Origin of the sequence: Phyllobacterium pellucidum, assembly GCF_013327855.1 — a bacterium.
Lineage (GTDB): Bacteria > Pseudomonadota > Alphaproteobacteria > Rhizobiales > Rhizobiaceae > Phyllobacterium > Phyllobacterium pellucidum.
In genome coordinates, this window is record NZ_JABUMX010000002.1 from 980,838 (window position 1) to 997,297 (window position 16,460).

15 protein-coding genes are annotated in these 16,460 nt (G+C 59.9%); 7 read left to right on the forward strand and 8 right to left on the reverse strand.

The genetic code is table 11. The features are described from left to right. Window positions 1-31: 31 nt before the first annotated feature. The 5 genes from HQ945_RS12775 to HQ945_RS12795 all read right to left on the reverse strand — a co-directional run bounded on the left by HQ945_RS12775 (window position 32) and on the right by HQ945_RS12795 (window position 6,612). Window positions 32-1,198 (reverse strand): iron-containing alcohol dehydrogenase, encoded by a 1,167-nt coding sequence (locus HQ945_RS12775; RefSeq protein WP_113280870.1) that lies wholly within the window; start codon window positions 1,196-1,198, stop codon window positions 32-34. 111 nt (window positions 1,199-1,309) lie between these two features. After that, window positions 1,310-2,695 carry an aldehyde dehydrogenase family protein gene (locus HQ945_RS12780; RefSeq protein ID WP_113280871.1) on the reverse strand — a complete coding sequence of 462 codons (1,386 nt, stop codon included), beginning with the start codon at window positions 2,693-2,695 and terminating at the stop codon, window positions 1,310-1,312. 36 nt (window positions 2,696-2,731) lie between these two features. Continuing rightward, the gene (locus HQ945_RS12785) at window positions 2,732-4,102 is read right to left on the reverse strand and encodes a glutamine synthetase family protein (RefSeq protein WP_113280872.1); all 1,371 of its coding nucleotides are present in this window, start codon (window positions 4,100-4,102) and stop codon (window positions 2,732-2,734) included. An 82-nt stretch (window positions 4,103-4,184) separates the two neighbouring features. Next, window positions 4,185-5,738: an amino acid permease gene (locus HQ945_RS12790; RefSeq protein WP_027229528.1), complete on the reverse strand. Its 1,554-nt coding sequence runs from the start codon at window positions 5,736-5,738 to the stop codon at window positions 4,185-4,187. 67 nt (window positions 5,739-5,805) lie between these two features. Further along, window positions 5,806-6,612, reverse strand: a complete 807-nt coding sequence (locus HQ945_RS12795) for an N-formylglutamate amidohydrolase (protein WP_027229527.1) — start codon at window positions 6,610-6,612, stop codon at window positions 5,806-5,808. 143 nt (window positions 6,613-6,755) lie between these two features. Between HQ945_RS12795 and HQ945_RS12800 the strand changes: the two genes are divergently transcribed. The 3 genes from HQ945_RS12800 to HQ945_RS12810 all read left to right on the forward strand — a co-directional run bounded on the left by HQ945_RS12800 (window position 6,756) and on the right by HQ945_RS12810 (window position 9,889). Then, window positions 6,756-7,589 carry a MurR/RpiR family transcriptional regulator gene (locus HQ945_RS12800; RefSeq protein ID WP_027229526.1) on the forward strand — a complete coding sequence of 278 codons (834 nt, stop codon included), beginning with the start codon at window positions 6,756-6,758 and terminating at the stop codon, window positions 7,587-7,589. 118 nt (window positions 7,590-7,707) lie between these two features. Next, window positions 7,708-9,126 (forward strand): NADP-dependent phosphogluconate dehydrogenase, encoded by a 1,419-nt coding sequence (gene gndA / locus HQ945_RS12805; protein ID WP_113280873.1) that lies wholly within the window; start codon window positions 7,708-7,710, stop codon window positions 9,124-9,126. A 148-nt stretch (window positions 9,127-9,274) separates the two neighbouring features. Further along, on the forward strand, window positions 9,275-9,889 hold the full coding sequence (locus tag HQ945_RS12810; protein WP_113280874.1) for an alpha/beta hydrolase: 615 nt from the start codon (window positions 9,275-9,277) through the stop codon (window positions 9,887-9,889). 38 nt (window positions 9,890-9,927) lie between these two features. On the opposite strand, the gene HQ945_RS12815 is transcribed toward HQ945_RS12810, so the two are convergent. Together HQ945_RS12815 and odc2 are read right to left on the reverse strand one after the other, a co-directional pair. Next, the gene (locus HQ945_RS12815; RefSeq protein ID WP_113280933.1) at window positions 9,928-10,539 is read right to left on the reverse strand and encodes a GNAT family N-acetyltransferase; all 612 of its coding nucleotides are present in this window, start codon (window positions 10,537-10,539) and stop codon (window positions 9,928-9,930) included. A gap of 80 nt (window positions 10,540-10,619) precedes the next feature. Then, entirely contained in the window at window positions 10,620-11,753 is a 1,134-nt protein-coding gene (odc2, locus tag HQ945_RS12820) for an ornithine/lysine decarboxylase (RefSeq protein WP_113280875.1), read from the reverse strand. Window positions 11,754-12,296: 543 nt separating this feature from the next. Between odc2 and HQ945_RS12825 the strand changes: the two genes are divergently transcribed. The 4 genes from HQ945_RS12825 to HQ945_RS12840 all read left to right on the forward strand — a co-directional run bounded on the left by HQ945_RS12825 (window position 12,297) and on the right by HQ945_RS12840 (window position 16,237). Continuing rightward, window positions 12,297-13,490, forward strand: coding sequence for an amidase (locus HQ945_RS12825; protein ID WP_113280876.1), 1,194 nt, complete (start codon window positions 12,297-12,299; stop codon window positions 13,488-13,490). A 1-nt stretch (window position 13,491) separates the two neighbouring features. Continuing rightward, window positions 13,492-14,391 (forward strand): LysR family transcriptional regulator, encoded by a 900-nt coding sequence (locus HQ945_RS12830; protein WP_174208136.1) that lies wholly within the window; start codon window positions 13,492-13,494, stop codon window positions 14,389-14,391. A gap of 80 nt (window positions 14,392-14,471) precedes the next feature. Beyond that, window positions 14,472-15,128: a DUF1007 family protein gene (locus tag HQ945_RS12835; RefSeq protein ID WP_027229519.1), complete on the forward strand. Its 657-nt coding sequence runs from the start codon at window positions 14,472-14,474 to the stop codon at window positions 15,126-15,128. 14 nt (window positions 15,129-15,142) lie between these two features. Beyond that, the gene (locus HQ945_RS12840) at window positions 15,143-16,237 is read left to right on the forward strand and encodes a nickel/cobalt transporter (protein ID WP_027229518.1); all 1,095 of its coding nucleotides are present in this window, start codon (window positions 15,143-15,145) and stop codon (window positions 16,235-16,237) included. Between the two features lie 13 nt (window positions 16,238-16,250). Here HQ945_RS12840 and HQ945_RS12845 read toward each other — a convergent pair whose 3' ends face one another. Next, complete coding sequence (locus HQ945_RS12845; protein ID WP_036812866.1) at window positions 16,251-16,454, reverse strand: hypothetical protein; 204 nt, start codon at window positions 16,452-16,454, stop codon at window positions 16,251-16,253. Window positions 16,455-16,460: the final 6 nt, after the last annotated feature.

Sequence of the window (16,460 nt, forward strand, 5' to 3'; positions counted from 1 at the left end):
GCGCCCCCTTGTTTAATCGCAGTACCTGCGGCTATCCCGCAATCGCCTCATCAAGCAGTTTCAGCGCCGCTTTCTTGGTGAGTTTTACTGGATTGCCACCGGCCGTCGGATCGACAATCGCCATATCCGCGATGTGTTCCTTCTGCTTCTTGCTCATGTCCAGATCTTTGATAAGGCCGGGCAGCGTATGCGGGACTTTCAGTTCCTTGCGCAGTTTCAACACCGCCTTGGCAAAGCCGTCGAAGCCCCCCTTGATGCCGATATAGTTGGCAAGGCGGCCAATTCGCTCCTCGACGGCGTCGCGGTTGAAGGCGAGCACATAGGGCATGAACACCGCATTGGTCATGCCGTGATGCGTGTCGTAGATCGCGCCGATCGGATGCGACAGCGAATGGATTGCACCGAGCCCTTTCTGAAACGCCGTTGCACCCATGGCCGCTGCGCTCATCATGTGCGCACGCGCGGTCAAGTCCTTGCCGTCGGCAAAGGCCTTGGGGAGGTTTTCGAATACCAGCCGGATGCCTTCGACCGCGATGCCGTCGGCCATCGGGTGATAGCCCGGCGCGCAATAGGCTTCGAGGCAGTGGGCGAGCGCATCCATGCCCGTGCCTGCGGTGATGAATGCCGGCATGCCGACCGAAAGTTCGGGATCGGCGATCACGATTGCCGGCAGCATCTTCGGGTGGAAGATTACCTTCTTGGTGTGGCTTTCCTCATGGGTGATCACGCCGGCGCGGCCGACTTCGGACCCGGTTCCGGCCGTTGTCGGCACGGCAATGACCGGCGCGATCGCATCGCTATTTGCCCGCGTCCACCAGTCGCCGACGTCCTCGAAATCCCAGAGCGACCGTGTCTGCCCGGCCTGAAAGGCGATCAGCTTGCCGAGGTCGAGCGCCGAACCGCCACCAAAAGCGATGACGCCATCATGCTTGCCCTTTTTGAAGGCGGCGATACCCGCCGTCAGGTTCGATTCCACCGGATTGGGTTTCACATCCGAGAATACCCCATAGGGCACTTTGGCGTCGTCGAGGATTTTCAGCGTGCTCGATACGACCGGCAGTCTGGCGAGCCCTGGATCGGTGACGAACAGCGGATTTTTGATCCCCGTCGCTTCCAGCACTTCCGGCAGTTCCTTGATGCGCCCCGCGCCGAAACGAACCGTCGTCGGATAATTCCACTTGGAAATGAGTTTGCTCATGTGATTTTTCTTTCGGATGGATGGGATCAGTATGTGAGATTACCCCCTCTGTCCTGCCGCCCATCTCCGCTGTCGGGAGATGGGCGGCAGCCCAGAGGGGGTAGATCATCATCAAATGGCTTCCCGCAAATGATACGATTTCGGCCGGGTGAGATTGCCATAGCCGATCGCGGACATGGCACCGCCCTTGCCCGTCTCTTTGACCCCGGTCCAGACCAGCGCCGGATCGATATAGTCGCAGCGATTCATGAACACGGTGCCGGTTTCAATCCGATCGCCGATCTTGGCGGCGTGGTCGGTGTCGGTCGTCCACAGCGATGCCGTAAGGCCGTACTGGCTGTCGTTCATCAGCGCGAGCGCCTCCTCGTCATTGCGCACCTTCATGATGCCGACGATCGGGCCGAAACTCTCTTCTCGCATCACGCTCATCTGATGATCGACCCCCGTCAATACCTCGGGAGCGAGGTAGGGCGAACCTGCAATGTCCTTGGCGACACGCAGGTTGACATGAGCCTTGGCGCCCTTGCGCAGCGCCTCCGCCTTTTGCTCGCGCACAAGATCGGCAAAGCGCGTCTGCGCCATCGGTCCCATAGTGGTCTCCGCATCCAGCGGATTGCCGACGACATACTGCTTGGTCAGATCGATGAAACCATCGACGAAGCGGTCATAGACGTTCTCATGCACATATATGCGCTCAATGCCGCAGCAGCATTGTCCCGAATTGAAGAACGCGCCATCGACGAGGTTGGCAACGGCATGGTCAAGATTGACATCAGGCAACACGTAAGCCGGGTCCTTGCCTCCAAGCTCAAGGCCAAGTGTCATGAAGGTTCCAGCTGCCGCCTTCTCGATGGCACGACCACCCGCCACCGACCCGGTGAAATTCACATGGTCGATACGGCCTGAACCCAGCAGCTTTTCGGTCTGGGCGTGGCTGAGCACGATGTTCTGGAAGACACCCTTGGGTAGCCCCGCCTTCTCGAAAGCCTGCGCGAAGCGCTCCCCGACGAGCAGCGTTTGCGCCGCGTGCTTGAGGATCACGGCATTGCCGGCCATCAGGGCGGGAATGATCGTGTTGACTGCGGTGAGGTACGGATAGTTCCACGGCGCAATGACCATGACGACGCCGAGCGGCACATGTTTGATGTAGCGCCGAAAGCCCGGCCTGTCGTTTTCAACGACGGGCGCAAGCGCCTGCTCGGCGATGCGGACCATATAGCGGGTACGCTCCTCGACGCCGCCCTTTTCACCGCCATAGCGCACCGGTCGGCCCATCTGCCAGGCGATCTCCGGCACGATCTCGTCATTCATGGCGAGCAGCGCGTCGAGTGCCGCAAGACAGAGCCGTCCGCGCTCTTCGATGCTCGTCTGCGCCCAATCCATCTGCGCAAGTTTCGCTGCTTCCACCGCTGCATCCACGGCTTTGTCGGTAGCGATGGGGCGTTCCGCATAGACGGATCCGTCAATGGGGGTAATCAGTTTGACCGTGTCGGCCATGGGTTCAACCTCTAGTCTGGTTCTGGTGTTCCGTCTTCAATACCGTTCGAAGCCGCGATGCAACTCCCAGTCGGTCACGCGCCGATCATATTCGAACTGTTCCCAGCGCGCGGTGTGGACGTAGTGCTCCACCACATCGTCGCCCAGCGCGGTTTTGAGCATCTTGGAACGGGCAAGCGTTTCGGTGGCGTCACGCAGCGTCTTCGGAATTTCCTTGAGACGAGCGCCGCCATAGGCGTCCCCCTTGAAGGGCGCCGCAAGCTCCAGTTTCTCGTCGATTCCCGCCAGCCCCGAGGCAATCAGTCCGGCGAAAGCGAGGTATGGATTGAGGTCAGCGCCGCCGATGCGGCATTCGATGCGGATGCCCTTGGTGCCTTCGCCGCAAAGACGGAAACCCGCCGTGCGGTTGTCGAGGCTCCATACATTCTTCGTGGGCGCGAAGGTACCGGCCTGAAAGCGCTTGTAAGAGTTGATGTAAGGCGCGAGAAAATAGGTGAAATCATCGGCATATTTCAATTGGCCGGCCACCCACTGACGCATCAGCGCTGACATCGTGTGTTCGGCGTTCTTGTCGTAGAAGAGCGGGGTCTTGCCGTCGGCGCTCCATAATGAATTGTGGACATGGCTCGAACTGCCGGCGAGAGAATAATCGTACTTTGCCATGAAGGTGATCGCCTTGCCCATCTGGGTGGCGATCTCCTTGCAGCCATTTTTCATGACGACGTGGCGGTCGGCCATTTCCAGCGCCTCGGCATATCGTACATTGATCTCTTCCTGGCCCGGGCCCCACTCTCCCTTGGAATTCTCGACCGGAATGCCGGCGTCGAACAGGCCATTGCGGATCGCCCGCATGACCACATCTTCCTTGGTCGTCATCTGGATAATATAATCCTGGATATAGGGCGAAGCCGTCGCCATGCCTTTCCAGTTCTTGGCCCGCGCCGTCTCATAGGTCTCGTCGAACAGATAGAATTCGAGTTCCGATGCAAAATAGGCGAGATAGCCGCGGTCCTTCAATCGCGCGAGTTGGCGTTTCAGGATGCTGCGCGGCGAATGCGGCAGATCCACGTGATGGTGATGGTCAAGAATATCGCAGAGAACGAGGGCGCATTTTTCGAGCCAGGGAATATGGCGGATAGTCGAAAGATCAGGCTTGATGACGAAATCGCCATAGCCCTGCTGCCAGCTCGCGGCCTTGTAGCCTGGCACCGGCTCCATATCGATGTCGTTGGCCAGGAGATAGTTGCAGCCATGCGTTTCGTCATGCGCCGACTCGACGAAATAGGAAGCGTGGAACCGCTTGCCGACGAGGCGGCCCTGCATGTCGACGAAACAGGCCAGCACCGTATCGATCTCGCCATTGGTCACGTGGCGCTTTAGTTCGTCGAAACTCCAATGTCCGGGCATAGTCTTTCCTTGTACGAGATATATTCATCACGGGCAAAATAAGGGCGGCGACCAGCAAGCCTGGTCGCCGCCCTTGCGTGGGTCAGCTTCGTTCGCCGACGGCCTGCTCGGCTGCCTTGATCGCAGCCTGACGTGCGGCAATGATTTCGCCGAGTGGAGGACCCTGGAAACGACGCTTTTCGAAGGCGAACCAGACGATTGCCGTCAGGATGAAGAAGCCTACCGTGATGTAGAGCGCCCAGTCATTCGGCGGCTGAATGCCAATGATGAAGATCAGGATCATCGAAATAACCGACAGGATCGCGAACAGCGTGAAAATGCCGCGTCCCATGTTCCATGGTCCCATCTTGTCCCACTTCGGCGTACCCCAGGCGAGGAGGCCGAGAACGATCGGAACGGTGAAGGACAGGAACAGGAAGATGACCGTGCACGAAACGACGATCGTATAGGCCGAGGTACCGGCAACGGAGACGATCGACGAGCCCCAGACGAACAGAACCGAAAGCACTGCGGCCGTCCAGATCGCGGCGACCGGCGTGCGATACGTCGGGCTGACCTTGGCGAGTGCAGCGGAGCCCGGCAGGCCCCCGTCACGCGAGAATGCGAAGATCATGCGCGACGCCGACGTCACCGTGGCGAGACCGCAAAGCAGCTGCGCCAGGAAGACGACGATATAGACGAATTCCTTGAGGCCGGTGCCGACGCGCTGGTCGAAAGCCCAGAAGAAAACGTTCCAGCCCTGTGCGGCGGCCTCGTCCATGTTCGGAATCATCAACACGAAAGCCGCAAGGAACAGGTAGCCGAAGATCGCCGACCAGACGACCGACATGACCATGGCGCGCGGCACGGAACTTGCGGCCTTCAGTGTTTCTTCGGATGTATGCGCGGAGGCATCGTAGCCGGTGATCGTATAGATCGGCAGCAAGAGGCCGAGGGCGAACACCCATGCGTTCGATACCGACGGCCAGACGTTGCCACCCGCTTCGCCGGAATAATTGTGGAACGAGAAGAGACGGCTGAAGTCCCAGGTCTCGGCGGAGAGAAGGCACACGACCGCAATAAGGATCGACCCGAAGAAAATCAGGTAGCCGGAGAAGTCGGTGAGTTTCGCCGTGAGCTTAATGCCTAGGTGGTTGATGAGCGCTTGGGCCCCGGTGATGATCACGAGAAAGATCATCTGCGTCGTCAGCGTGTTCTCAATGCCGAGCGCCGGGCCGAAGGCGCCGACGAAGAACGTCCAGGTGCCGACATTGATGGCGCCAAGAACGGTGATGAGACCAAGCAGATTGAGCCAGGCCGTCACCCAGCCGGTACCGCGATTGCCGAGGATCGAACCCCAATGGTAGAGACCGCCCGCTGTCGGATAGGCGGAGCTGATCTGCGACATGGCGACGGCAAAGGTCAGCGAGACGAAGCAGCCGACCAGCCAGCCGATACCGATGCCGATGCCGCCCGCGCCCGAAGTGGCCTGGGCCAGCGAGTTGATACCGCCGGAAAGAATGCAGATGATCGAAAAGGAGACGGCAAAGTTGGAAAAGCGGCTGAGCCGCCGCTCCAGTTCCTGGGCGTAGCCCATGCTGTGAAGGACCTTTATGTCCTCCGATTTATCTGTGTCAGTATAGTCCTGCTGTGTCATCACGTTCCCCTATTATTCTGGTAAGTTGCAACGTCAGGTACTCGCGAGCGCTACTCCGTAAGCTTGTCTATGCCGTCCCCGTTTTTGGTGAGCTCGCCGCTTGCGCAAGCGGCCGCTCCACAATCTCCCTGAGCAGCCTTGAGAGCGTTTCGCCCCAGGCCATTTCTTTTTGAGCGGTGGTGATGAGATCGTTACGGATCTCGATCATCACTGCCGGAAACCCGAGAGCGGACGCGTGCCGCTCCAAAGTGTAATAGACGCGATCCGCCGGCGAATAGGGCTCGTTGACCCCGACGCAAAATTGCGTCAGCGCCTCAAGGCCGGCAATGAGCGGTGCGGCGATCCTGTCGTCGGCATCGTGGATGATGCCGATGTCCCAGGGCCGCGGAATGCCCCGGTAGACCGGCGTAAAGGAATGCACGGCGACGTAGATCGGGTCGGGCAGACCCTTGGCGGCACGTGCACGCGCCAGATCCTCGATCGCTGAGTGATAGGGTCGATGCGAAATGCCAATTCGCCTTTGTTTCTCTTCCTCGCTCAATTCGGCATTGGCCGGAATTGCCGTTGATTCGCTCAGCGAAGGAATAAGATCGGGCGCATCCAGCGGGCGATTGCAATCGATGATCAGCCTAGACACGCAGGATTCGACCAGCGGCGCATCGAGAAGGCTGCTCATGACCATGCTTACGCCGATGGCGCCGGGATCCCAGGCAATATGCCGCTTCAGGTCGATCGGCTTGAGTCCAAGCGTGCCATAGCCTTCGGGAATGTGATTGGACGCGTGATCGCATAAAATGATGAACGGGCCGGCGCCATCCGCGTTAGACACGCGGACCACATCCTCGCTTTTTACCGTTGCCTGCGACATTCCCATTGCGGCTCTCTGGCAAGCTGTAATTTACGTTACATTTTGTATTTTTGTTTCCACTCGCGTATGATTTGATACACAACGATAAAATTTGTCAAATCCGAATTTACGTTCCAGCGGATATTGGCGGCGAAGATGGGGAAGCACCGATGCAGACCAGCATTTCCGAGCTGATCGCCGAAAGAATCGACAACATGTCGACCTCGGAGCGCAAGGCAGCACAGACCCTTGTCGCCAACTATCCGTTGATCGGACTGCGAACGGTCGCTGAATTTTCGACTCAGGCGGGCGTGAGTTCACCCACAATACTTCGATTTGTCTCGCGCCTTGGCTTCCAGAGCTACCCGGAATTCCAGGGCGCGCTCCAGGAGGAGCTTGCTGCGCAGTTGCAGTCGCCCTGGAACCGCGCGGCAACCATCCAGGCGAGCAATAACAGCGCCGAATTTCCGTTGATGGAAGCCGCGATCGACAATATCCGCGAAACGTTCCAGCATCTTTCCGTGCAGCAGCTCGGCGATGTCGTCGACGCGATCAGCCGTGCACGCGCCCGCATCTACCTGCTTGGCGGGCGCTTTACCGATCCCATTGCCCGCTACATGGCCGCACATCTCAAAATAACACGTCCGGGCGTAACGCATCTTACCGGCCAGGAAAGCCATTGGCGCGATCAGCTGATCGACATGGGCAAGAAGGACGTCCTCGTCATTTTCGACATTCGGCGCTATCAGGACAGCCTCATCCGCTTTGCGGAGAAGGCACAGGCTCGGGGCGTGGAAATCGTGCTGATCACCGACCAGTGGCTCTCGCCGATTGCGCGCTTTGCACGGCACGTGATCGCCGGCCGCACCGCGGTCCCATCGCCATGGGATTCGTCCGCGACGCTATTTCTCGTCGCCGAGACCCTGATCGCCGAAGTGACGCGCAAGCTCGAAAAAAGCAGCGCCAACCGCATACGTGACATGGAGCAACTGCGCGACAAATGACAGGCGGGGCATTGCCCCCTCGCCCGATTGATATACAAATGCGGTTCCCGGCCAGGCAGGCCCGCCAGGCGCGTGGCTGCGCTGAAAAACATTATCGGATTGATCAAGGACAAATATCATGCAGCAAGCTGACATCGGATTGATCGGCCTTGGCGTCATGGGCGCCAACCTGGCGCTCAATATTGCCGAGAACGGTTATCGCGTCGCGGTCTTCAACCGGACGGTTGCAAAGACCCACCAGTTCTACGAGGACGCCGGCGACCTGAAGGACAAGATAGTCCCTTGCGAAACGCTCGAAGACCTTGCGAAGAACATCAGGGCGCCGCGTCCTATCATCCTGATGGTCAAGGCTGGCGAGGCCGTCGACGAGCAGATCGCTGCCCTTAAGCCGTTCCTCGCCAAGGACGACATCATAATCGACGCCGGCAATGCCAATTTCCATGACACGGTGCGCCGCCTGGCCGCGCTCGGCCCCAATGATCCGACCTTCGTCGGTATGGGTGTTTCTGGCGGCGAGGAAGGCGCGCGCCATGGTCCCTCGATCATGGTGGGCGGCACGCCTGAATCCTATGCTCGTATCGAGCCGGTGCTCACGGCCATATCGGCGAAATACAAGGGCGAGTCCTGCTCGGCGCTGCTCGGGCCCGATGGCGCCGGTCATTTCGTCAAGACCATCCATAACGGTATCGAATATGCCGATATGCAGATGATCGCCGAGGTCTACGGCATATTGCGCGACGGCCTTGGCCTTGCGCCGGATGCCATCGGCAGGATTTTCGAGAAATGGAACGAAGGCCCGCTCAACTCGTACCTCATCGAGATCACTGCCAAGGTTCTTGCGGCCACCGACAAAGATACCGGCAAGCCCGCAGTCGATGTCATCCTCGATAGCGCCGGCCAGAAGGGCACGGGCCGCTGGGCCGCCATCGAGGCGCAGATGCTGGGCATCCCGGCAACGGCGATCGAAGCGGCGGTCGCGGCGCGTTCGATCTCTTCGCTGGTCGGTGAGCGCAAGCTGGCCGCGGACGCCTATGGCGATCTGCTTGCCGGTAGAAAGCTCGTCCATGATGCCGCGTTTATCGACGCGCTTGAAGACGGACTGCTTGCCGGAAAGATTGCGGCCTATGCGCAGGGCTTCGAAGTCATGGCAGGCGCTTCAAAAGAGAATGGCTGGAACGTCCCGCTGGCGACAACTGCCCGTATCTGGCGCGCGGGATGCATCATCCGCTCGCAATTTCTTGACGAGATCGCTGCCGCCTTCGAAGGCAGCGAGGGCAAGAACCTGCTCCTGGCGCCAGCCTTCGTCGAGCGCATGAAGACCGGGTCGGCATCCCTGCGCAAGGTGGTCGCGGAAGCGGCGCTCGCCGGTCTGCCGACACCTGCTTTGTCCGCCGCGCTCAACTATTTCGACGGCTACCGGCAGCAACGCGGCACGGCCAATGTCATTCAGGCGCAACGCGATTTCTTCGGCGCGCATGGCTTCAAGCGGCTCGATCAGGACGGTGACTTCCACGGCCCCTGGTCGGACGTCGATTAATTTTTGGCGTCGTCGCGCCGCCATTGTCTACGGGACGGCGACAATCCATCAAGCGGAAGCCGGGTTTAAGCACGCCCGGTTCGGCGACATATAGCGGGCATGTAACGCAACAAGAGGGCCGGTAAATACCGCGCCGGAGTGACGGATCATGTCAGTCAGCAGCTATCAACATCGCATTCACAAGGCAGGGGAACCGGGCAAGCCGCTGTTTTTCGTTTTCCACGGCACCGGCGGCGACGAGAACCAGTTCTTCGATTTCGGCCGCAGGCTGCTTCCTGAAGCCGGCATCGTCTCGCCGCGCGGCGACGTCTCCGAACATGGCGCCGCCCGGTTTTTCCGCCGCACGGGCGAAGGCGTCTACGATATGGACGATCTCGCCTGGCGCACTACGGCTATGGCCGATTTCATCCGTGCTCACAAATCTGAAGCCCAGCCTTCGAAGCTCATTGGCCTTGGCTATTCCAATGGCGCCAATATTCTTGCCTCAGCCCTGTTGGCGCAGCCCGATCTCTTCGATGCAGCGGTGCTGCTGCATCCGCTCATCCCATGGCAACCGGCGCCGCAGCCGGCGCTCAAGGGCAAGCATGTGCTCATCACGGCCGGACAGCGCGACCCGATCTGCCCTCCCGCGCTGACGCAGGCGTTTGCAGATTACCTGACGGCGCAGGGCGTTGATATCGAGCTCGTCTGGCATCCGGGCGGCCACGAGATTCAGCAGAGCGAAGTCACCGCCATCGAGCGTTTCGTTAGGCAATTTGCCTGACGATGCCTGGCCCCCTCTGATGGAGGGGGCTCTCGTGGCTACATCGAAAAACGCAGGGAAACCGGCGCAGCCTGTGTTGCACGTGACGGCTTGCGGCCGCGCGGCGACAAAAGGCCATGTGCACCCGCAAGGTGGCCGGGCTTGAGTTCCAGCGCCAGGAACCGGCGGCGCTCGACTGGGCCGGGCATGGCAAGCAGCGCCGTCTTCTCGCCTTCAAAGCCGAAGCGCTCATAATATTCCGGATCGCCGACGAGGATGATCGCGCCGTGACCAAGGCGAGCAGCCTCGCTGATGCCATGGCGCATCAGGCCAACGCCGATGCCGTGACCCTTGAGTGCGGGTTCGACGGCGAGCGGTCCGAGCAGGAGCGCGCGCACCGGCTTGCCAGCCGCGTCATGGCCCGCCTGAATATCCCACAGCCGCACCGAACCGAGCAGCATGCCACCATCGCCGCGTGCGACAAAGGCGAGGCCTTCGGAGGGCAGGCGCCCACGCCGCAGCTTTTCCGAAGACTTGCGGCGACGTCCCTCGCCCATGGCGCGGTCGAGCAGCGCTTCGCGCGCCGCTTCGTCCTGCGCCGTCTCGTTGCGTATCGTATAGGCCTGTGCGCCTTGGACGTGCAGGTTCTGGTTGAAATCTAATGCGTTCATCTTCTTGACCAATCTTCAATCATGGGCGTGATCAAGGCCGGCAAATTGCCGGCCAAATTCCACGATCGGGCGATGCCCGATCAGATGACGTATGATCGGAGGGGTTCGAAGCCGTTGAAGGCAACCGCCGAGTAGGTCGTTGTGTAAGCGCCCGTACCCTCGATCAGCACCTCGTCGCCAATTGTCAGCGAGATCGGCAGCGGATAGGGGTTCTTCTCGTACATCACGTCGGCGCTATCGCAGGTCGGGCCGGCGAGAACGCAAGGCGCATTGTGATCGCCATCACGCGGCGTAGTGATCTGATAACGGATCGCTTCGTCCATCGTCTCGGCGAGACCGCCGAACTTGCCGATGTCGAGATAGACCCAGCGTACATTGTCGTTGTCCGCCTTCTTCGAGACGAGAACGACCTCGGCCTTGATGACGCCGGCATTGCCGACCATGCCGCGGCCGGGCTCGATGATCGTCTCTGGCAGGCGATTGCCAAAGTGACGGCTCAGCGCCTGGAAGATCGCCTGGCCGTAGGCCTGTGCGGTCGGCACGTCCTTGAGGTAACGGGTCGGGAAACCGCCGCCCATGTTGACCATCTTCAGCGTGATGCCTTCCTTGGCAAGCGCATCGAAAACCTGCTTTGCATCGCCAAGCGCGCGATCCCAAGCGGAGAGATCCGTCTGCTGCGAGCCGACATGGAAAGAAACGCCATAGGAGTCGAGGCCGAGCTTCTGCGCAGCGCGCAGGACGTCGATAGCCATCGCCGGAACGCAGCCGAACTTGCGCGACAGCGGCCATTCAGCGCCGGCGCCATCGGTCAGAACGCGGCAGAACACGCGCGAACCCGGAGCAGCGCGGGCAACCTTTTCAACTTCCTCGACGCAATCGACGGCAAAGAGACGGATGCCGAGTTCGAAGGCGCGCGCGATGTCACGCTCCTTCTTGATCGTGTTGCCGAACGAAATGCGGTCCGCTGTTGCGCCGGCGTCCAGAGCCATTTCGACTTCGGCCACGGAAGCCGTATCGAAGCTCGAGCCAAGCGAGGCGAGCAGGCGCAGGATCTCAGGCGCGGGATTTGCCTTCACCGCATAGAAAATCTTCGACTCCGGCAGAGCCATTTCGAAATTGTGGAAATTTTCCCGAATGACTTCAAGATCGACGACGAGGCAGGGGCCGTTCGGGCGTCGGGTGTTGATGAAGTCGAGGATGCGCTGCGTAGCCATCTTGGGTCTCCAATCCGTAGCGGCACTTGCGGCCGCCTTGAGCAAGTCGCGGTTTCATGGGACGCGCCCGATGTACCGCATGGACAAAGTGCATGAGTCGGTCCTGCGTGAGGCCAGCCTTTGGAGATGCTGAAACCACGAGACTTTTTTCATGCGGCGATGGACCGACGCTGAAACCAGCGTAAATCCGCTTTGTCTGCCTTGGCTTGGATGTACCCATCCGCACTACAGGCAATGAAGGTGTGCCTCTTCAGTAATCCCGGCTTATGGACAGCCGGAAGACACCAGAAAGGCCCGCACCGTCGTTGCTTCAAGATGTCCTCAGTTCAGCAGTAGGCCGCTAAACTGACTGGAGGGGTTAGTTCCAGGTACCATACCGTTTCCTCACCATTATGAAGATCGGCGGACACCCACAGGCACGTGCGACTTTGGGCAAGCGCCATATAAGGTGAAAGATGTGTCCAATCAATGAAAATTCTGCGGCAACGCCAATTTTTTTATTCGTTGAACAAGGTGTCGAAAATGGCCTAGAATCATTGAACGATGCACACAATTCCGCCCCTGAATGCCCTGCTCGACGTTCCGTTACCCGCGCTTGCTTCGGGTCGCGGGCCTCTGACCGGCGAGACGCTCGCCGTAAAGGACATTTTTGATGTGGCCGGGATGGTAACGGGCGGTGGCAACCCGCAAAAAGCGGCCGAATCACCCCCTGCCATGCACACGGCGCCAGCTATCCAGATGCTGCTCGACAACGGGGCGAAACTCGCGGGAAAATCCCAGACGGACGAATTCGCCTTCTCGCTGCTTGGCCAGAACGCCCATTTCCCGCATCCGGTCAATCCGGCAGCGCCCGACCGCGTGACCGGAGGATCGTCGTCAGGTTCAGTCTCCGCCGTTGCCGGCGGTCTCGTCACCATCGCAGCGGGCTCCGATACGGGCGGTTCGATCCGCGCACCGGCAAGTTTTTGCGGGCTCCCGGGCTTGCGGACGACGCATGGGCGTATCACCCTCGAAGGTGCATTGCCGCTCGCGCCTTCGCTCGACGTCTTCGGCTGGTTCGCCAAGGATATTGCGCTTTACGAAAAAGTCGGAGCTGTCCTTCTTGGCGCCGACGCGCAGGACTTCAAGCTGACGCGCCCGCTTTTCATCCCGCTGCTCGAACATTTTCTGATCGGCGAGGCAGAGGATGCCGCCTACAGAAAAATGTACGCCACCGTTTGCGCCCATCTGGGCCAAGCCCGTTCCGCACGCCAGCCGACCGCATCAATGGACGATCTATATCTGTGTTTTCGCCAGATACAGGGTTTCGAGGTCTGGCAGGCGCATGGCGCATGGATCGCCGCCAAGGATCGCGGCCTTGGACCGGGCGTGCGCGAGCGTTTCGAATATAGCTCAAAGATCGACCGGACCACTTACGATACGCAGACGCGCCGCCGCGATCTCTTCCGTTCCGAACTCGGCGACCTGTTGCGCGACGATGGCGTCCTTATCCTGCCGACTGTGCCCGGCGCGGCGCCGCTGGCCGCCGCAGCCTTCGACGATCTACAGACCTATCGCGAGCGAATGCTGCATCTCCTTTGCCTGTCGCCCCTCTCCGGCTTCCCGCAGATCACCTTGCCGCTAGGCAAGGTGCACGGCGCACCTTTCGGCATATCGCTGCTTGGACCGAAGAACAGCGACCGCGCGCTTATCCGGCTCGGCCGGGCTATTCTCGACAAATCGGCAAGGGCGATCTGAGATGGATACGCTCACCCGCATGCGGGCTTTCATCGACGTGGTCGAGGCCGAAGGCTTTTCGGCGGCGGCGCGCAAGATCGGACGTTCCAAGGCCCTGCTTTCGAAATATGTGCGGGAACTCGAAGATGAACTCGGAGCGCTGCTCCTCAATCGCACCACCCGGCAGTTCTCGCTGACCGAAGCCGGGCATACTTACTACCAGCGCGCCAGCGAAATTCTGCGCGAAGTCGAAAGCCTGCAGGAGGCAGTGCGCGAATCGAGCAGCGATATCAAGGGCCGCATCAAGATATCCGCGCCGCGCACCTTTGCCGATGCCGAGATCGGCCAGTGCCTCATCGACTTTTGCGCCGAGCAGCCGGATATCGTTCTCGACGTTCGGCTGGACGACCGCTTCGTGGACCTTGTGGAAGAAGGGTTCGACCTTGCCATTCGCATCACCCGCATGCAGGACTCCTCGCTTATAGCCAAGCGCCTTGCACCCTTCCATGTCATTGCCTGTGGTTCGCCGGACCTGATCGAGCGGCTGGGACGCCCTGAGCGCCCCGAGCTTCTCGCCTCCCTGCCCTGCCTTGTCGATACGAACAATCGCTCGCGCAATACCTGGCAATTCCTGAATGAAGACGGGGCGCCGTTATCCGTCCAGGTATCGGGGCCGATCGAAATCAACAGTCCGCATTCAACGCGCCGGGCCGCCCTTGCCGGCCTCGGCTTTGCCCTGCTGCCGGATTTTGTGGCCCAGGCCGATATTAATAGCGGCAGGCTGGTCGGCGTTCTTGAGCAATTCATTCCACGCGATGCCGGCATTCATGCGGTCTATCCGCACCGCCGCTACCTGCCTGCAAAGGTGCGCGTTCTCGTCGATTATCTTGCCAAGTGGTTCAAGGACAATCGCCGCTCCTAATTATGTTAAATGTTATATTATATCGTCCCAATTTCGCCAATTTCGGCATATCCCTTAGCGCAACTCACGAAAGGCTTTTCATGCAGCAGAGATTCGCGGTTTTTATCGGCGCAATGGCGGCGGGACTGACCTTTGCCACCCCTGCCTATGTGCACCCGCATGTCTTTGCCGAAGCGCGCCTGGATGTGTCGATCAAGCCCGACGGGACCGTTGAAAAGCTCGGCCACGTCTGGCGCTTCGACGACATATTTTCAAGTACGGTGCTGGTCGAGTTCGATAAGAACGCGGACATGAAACTCGACGAAAAGGAACTGACGGAACTCGCCTCGACGATCAACGCGTCGATATCGGAATACGACTATTTCCAGTCCGTCACGCTCGATGGCAAGCAGATCGCCATGGGAGCGCCACAGCACCTCATCGCGGACTTTCAGAACAACCAGTTGCTGATCATCTTCGAGAGTGCGCCAAAGCAGCCGCTGAAGCTCGGCAAGAAGACCAGTTTCGGCGTCTATGACCCGACATTCTATACGGCAATCGACTATGTGAACGACACGGACATCCATGTCACGGGCGTGCCCTCCGGCTGCACGCATAAGGTGGTCCGTCCGGATCCTGACGAAGCGATCGCCGCCAACCAGGCGACGCTGACCGATGCCTTTTTCAACGATCCAACAGGGACCAACATGTCGAAGATCTTTGCGACCCGGCTGGAAATCGAATGCCCCAAGGGCTGAGTGAAGGATAGACCATGCGCAAACGCACCCTGGTGGGTACCCTGGCAGTCCTCGTTCTTGTCGGCGGGCACGCCCTCGCCCAGACCTCCTCGCTCGGGATCGGCTCCAACGAGGTTGCCATGCAGCCGACAGGGCCGTTCGCCGAGCTCATCCTCTGGATAAACATCCAGCAGCGCAATTTCTATCTCGCCATGACCCACGCCCTGAAAGGCATGCGCGAGGATCCCTGGCAAGTGTCGATACTCGTCGGCCTGTCATTCCTCTACGGTATCCTCCACGCGGTCGGCCCGGGACATGGCAAGGCTGTCATCTCCTCCTACATGCTGGCCAATGAGACGACCTTGCGGCGTGGCGTGCTTCTGTCATTTGCCTCATCCATGCTGCAGGCGTTCACCGCGCTCTTCATCATCGGCCTGACATTTCTGGCGCTACGCGGCACCACGGTTTCGATGAACGACGCGGCGCGCTACATGGAGATCGCGAGCTTCGTGCTGATTATCGCCTTCGGCCTTTCATTGCTCTGGCGCAAGGTTCCGCAGCTGTTTCGCCCGCGCGTAGCTCAACTCGTGGCACACGGCGACGGCACTGCCGTACTCGCCCCCGATCATCATCACCACCATCACGACCATGGTCATCACGCCCATCACCAGCATGATCACGTGCACCATGCCCATGCCGGACACGATCATGAACATCATCATGCTCATGGTCACCATCACCATGCCGAAGGCGACGTGTGCGAGACCTGTGGGCATTCGCACGCGCCGGACCCTGCCATGCTTGCGGGGGAGTTCAACTGGAAGACAGCCTGGGCGGCGATCGTAGCCGTCGGTTTGCGTCCCTGTTCAGGCGCGCTAATCGTCCTTACCTTCTCGCTGCTCAACGGGCTTGTTCTCGGCGGTGTGCTTTCGGTGTTCGCAATGGCGCTCGGAACGTTCATCACCGTCGCGGTCCTCGCCACACTGGCAGTGACGGCAAAGAATGTAGCGCTGAGGGTTTCGGGCGCCTCCGCGCTTTCCGGGCGGGTCCAGAACATTATCGAAGTTGCCGGGGCACTCTTCATCGTGCTCTTTGGCATCCTGCTCCTGACCGCATCGCTGCGGTTCTAGAGCTTGCTCGAGATCAGTCGTCCTTGTGCTGTCGCCTGGCACGCAGCCAGAACACCACGAAGAAACCGGCAACGAAGACGACGGCAAGGATTCCGGCGGCCGGTGCCGATCGCTCGCCAAGCGCCAGCATCAGTGTCGGCATGAAATAGGCGACGATGCCAAAACCAAACATGATGCAGGCAGCCGCGATGGCGGCACTACGGGTTTTCGGATCCATCACGCT

What these genes read in the sequence shown, in the direction of transcription:
- HQ945_RS12825 (WP_113280876.1), top strand. Translation starts at nt 12,297, where the DNA reads ATGCACACAATTCCGCCCCTGAATGCCCTGCTCGACGTTCCGTTACCC.
- HQ945_RS12775 (WP_113280870.1), bottom strand. Translation starts at nt 1,198, where the DNA reads ATGAGCAAACTCATTTCCAAGTGGAATTATCCGACGACGGTTCGTTTC.
- HQ945_RS12845 (WP_036812866.1), bottom strand. Translation starts at nt 16,454, where the DNA reads ATGGATCCGAAAACCCGTAGTGCCGCCATCGCGGCTGCCTGCATCATG.
- HQ945_RS12835 (WP_027229519.1), top strand. Translation starts at nt 14,472, where the DNA reads ATGCAGCAGAGATTCGCGGTTTTTATCGGCGCAATGGCGGCGGGACTG.
- HQ945_RS12785 (WP_113280872.1), bottom strand. Translation starts at nt 4,102, where the DNA reads ATGCCCGGACATTGGAGTTTCGACGAACTAAAGCGCCACGTGACCAAT.
- odc2 (WP_113280875.1), bottom strand. Translation starts at nt 11,753, where the DNA reads ATGGCTACGCAGCGCATCCTCGACTTCATCAACACCCGACGCCCGAAC.
- gndA (WP_113280873.1), top strand. Translation starts at nt 7,708, where the DNA reads ATGCAGCAAGCTGACATCGGATTGATCGGCCTTGGCGTCATGGGCGCC.
- HQ945_RS12840 (WP_027229518.1), top strand. Translation starts at nt 15,143, where the DNA reads ATGCGCAAACGCACCCTGGTGGGTACCCTGGCAGTCCTCGTTCTTGTC.
- HQ945_RS12815 (WP_113280933.1), bottom strand. Translation starts at nt 10,539, where the DNA reads ATGAACGCATTAGATTTCAACCAGAACCTGCACGTCCAAGGCGCACAG.
- HQ945_RS12800 (WP_027229526.1), top strand. Translation starts at nt 6,756, where the DNA reads ATGCAGACCAGCATTTCCGAGCTGATCGCCGAAAGAATCGACAACATG.
- HQ945_RS12830 (WP_174208136.1), top strand. Translation starts at nt 13,492, where the DNA reads ATGGATACGCTCACCCGCATGCGGGCTTTCATCGACGTGGTCGAGGCC.
- HQ945_RS12810 (WP_113280874.1), top strand. Translation starts at nt 9,275, where the DNA reads ATGTCAGTCAGCAGCTATCAACATCGCATTCACAAGGCAGGGGAACCG.
- HQ945_RS12795 (WP_027229527.1), bottom strand. Translation starts at nt 6,612, where the DNA reads ATGGGAATGTCGCAGGCAACGGTAAAAAGCGAGGATGTGGTCCGCGTG.
- HQ945_RS12780 (WP_113280871.1), bottom strand. Translation starts at nt 2,695, where the DNA reads ATGGCCGACACGGTCAAACTGATTACCCCCATTGACGGATCCGTCTAT.
- HQ945_RS12790 (WP_027229528.1), bottom strand. Translation starts at nt 5,738, where the DNA reads ATGACACAGCAGGACTATACTGACACAGATAAATCGGAGGACATAAAG.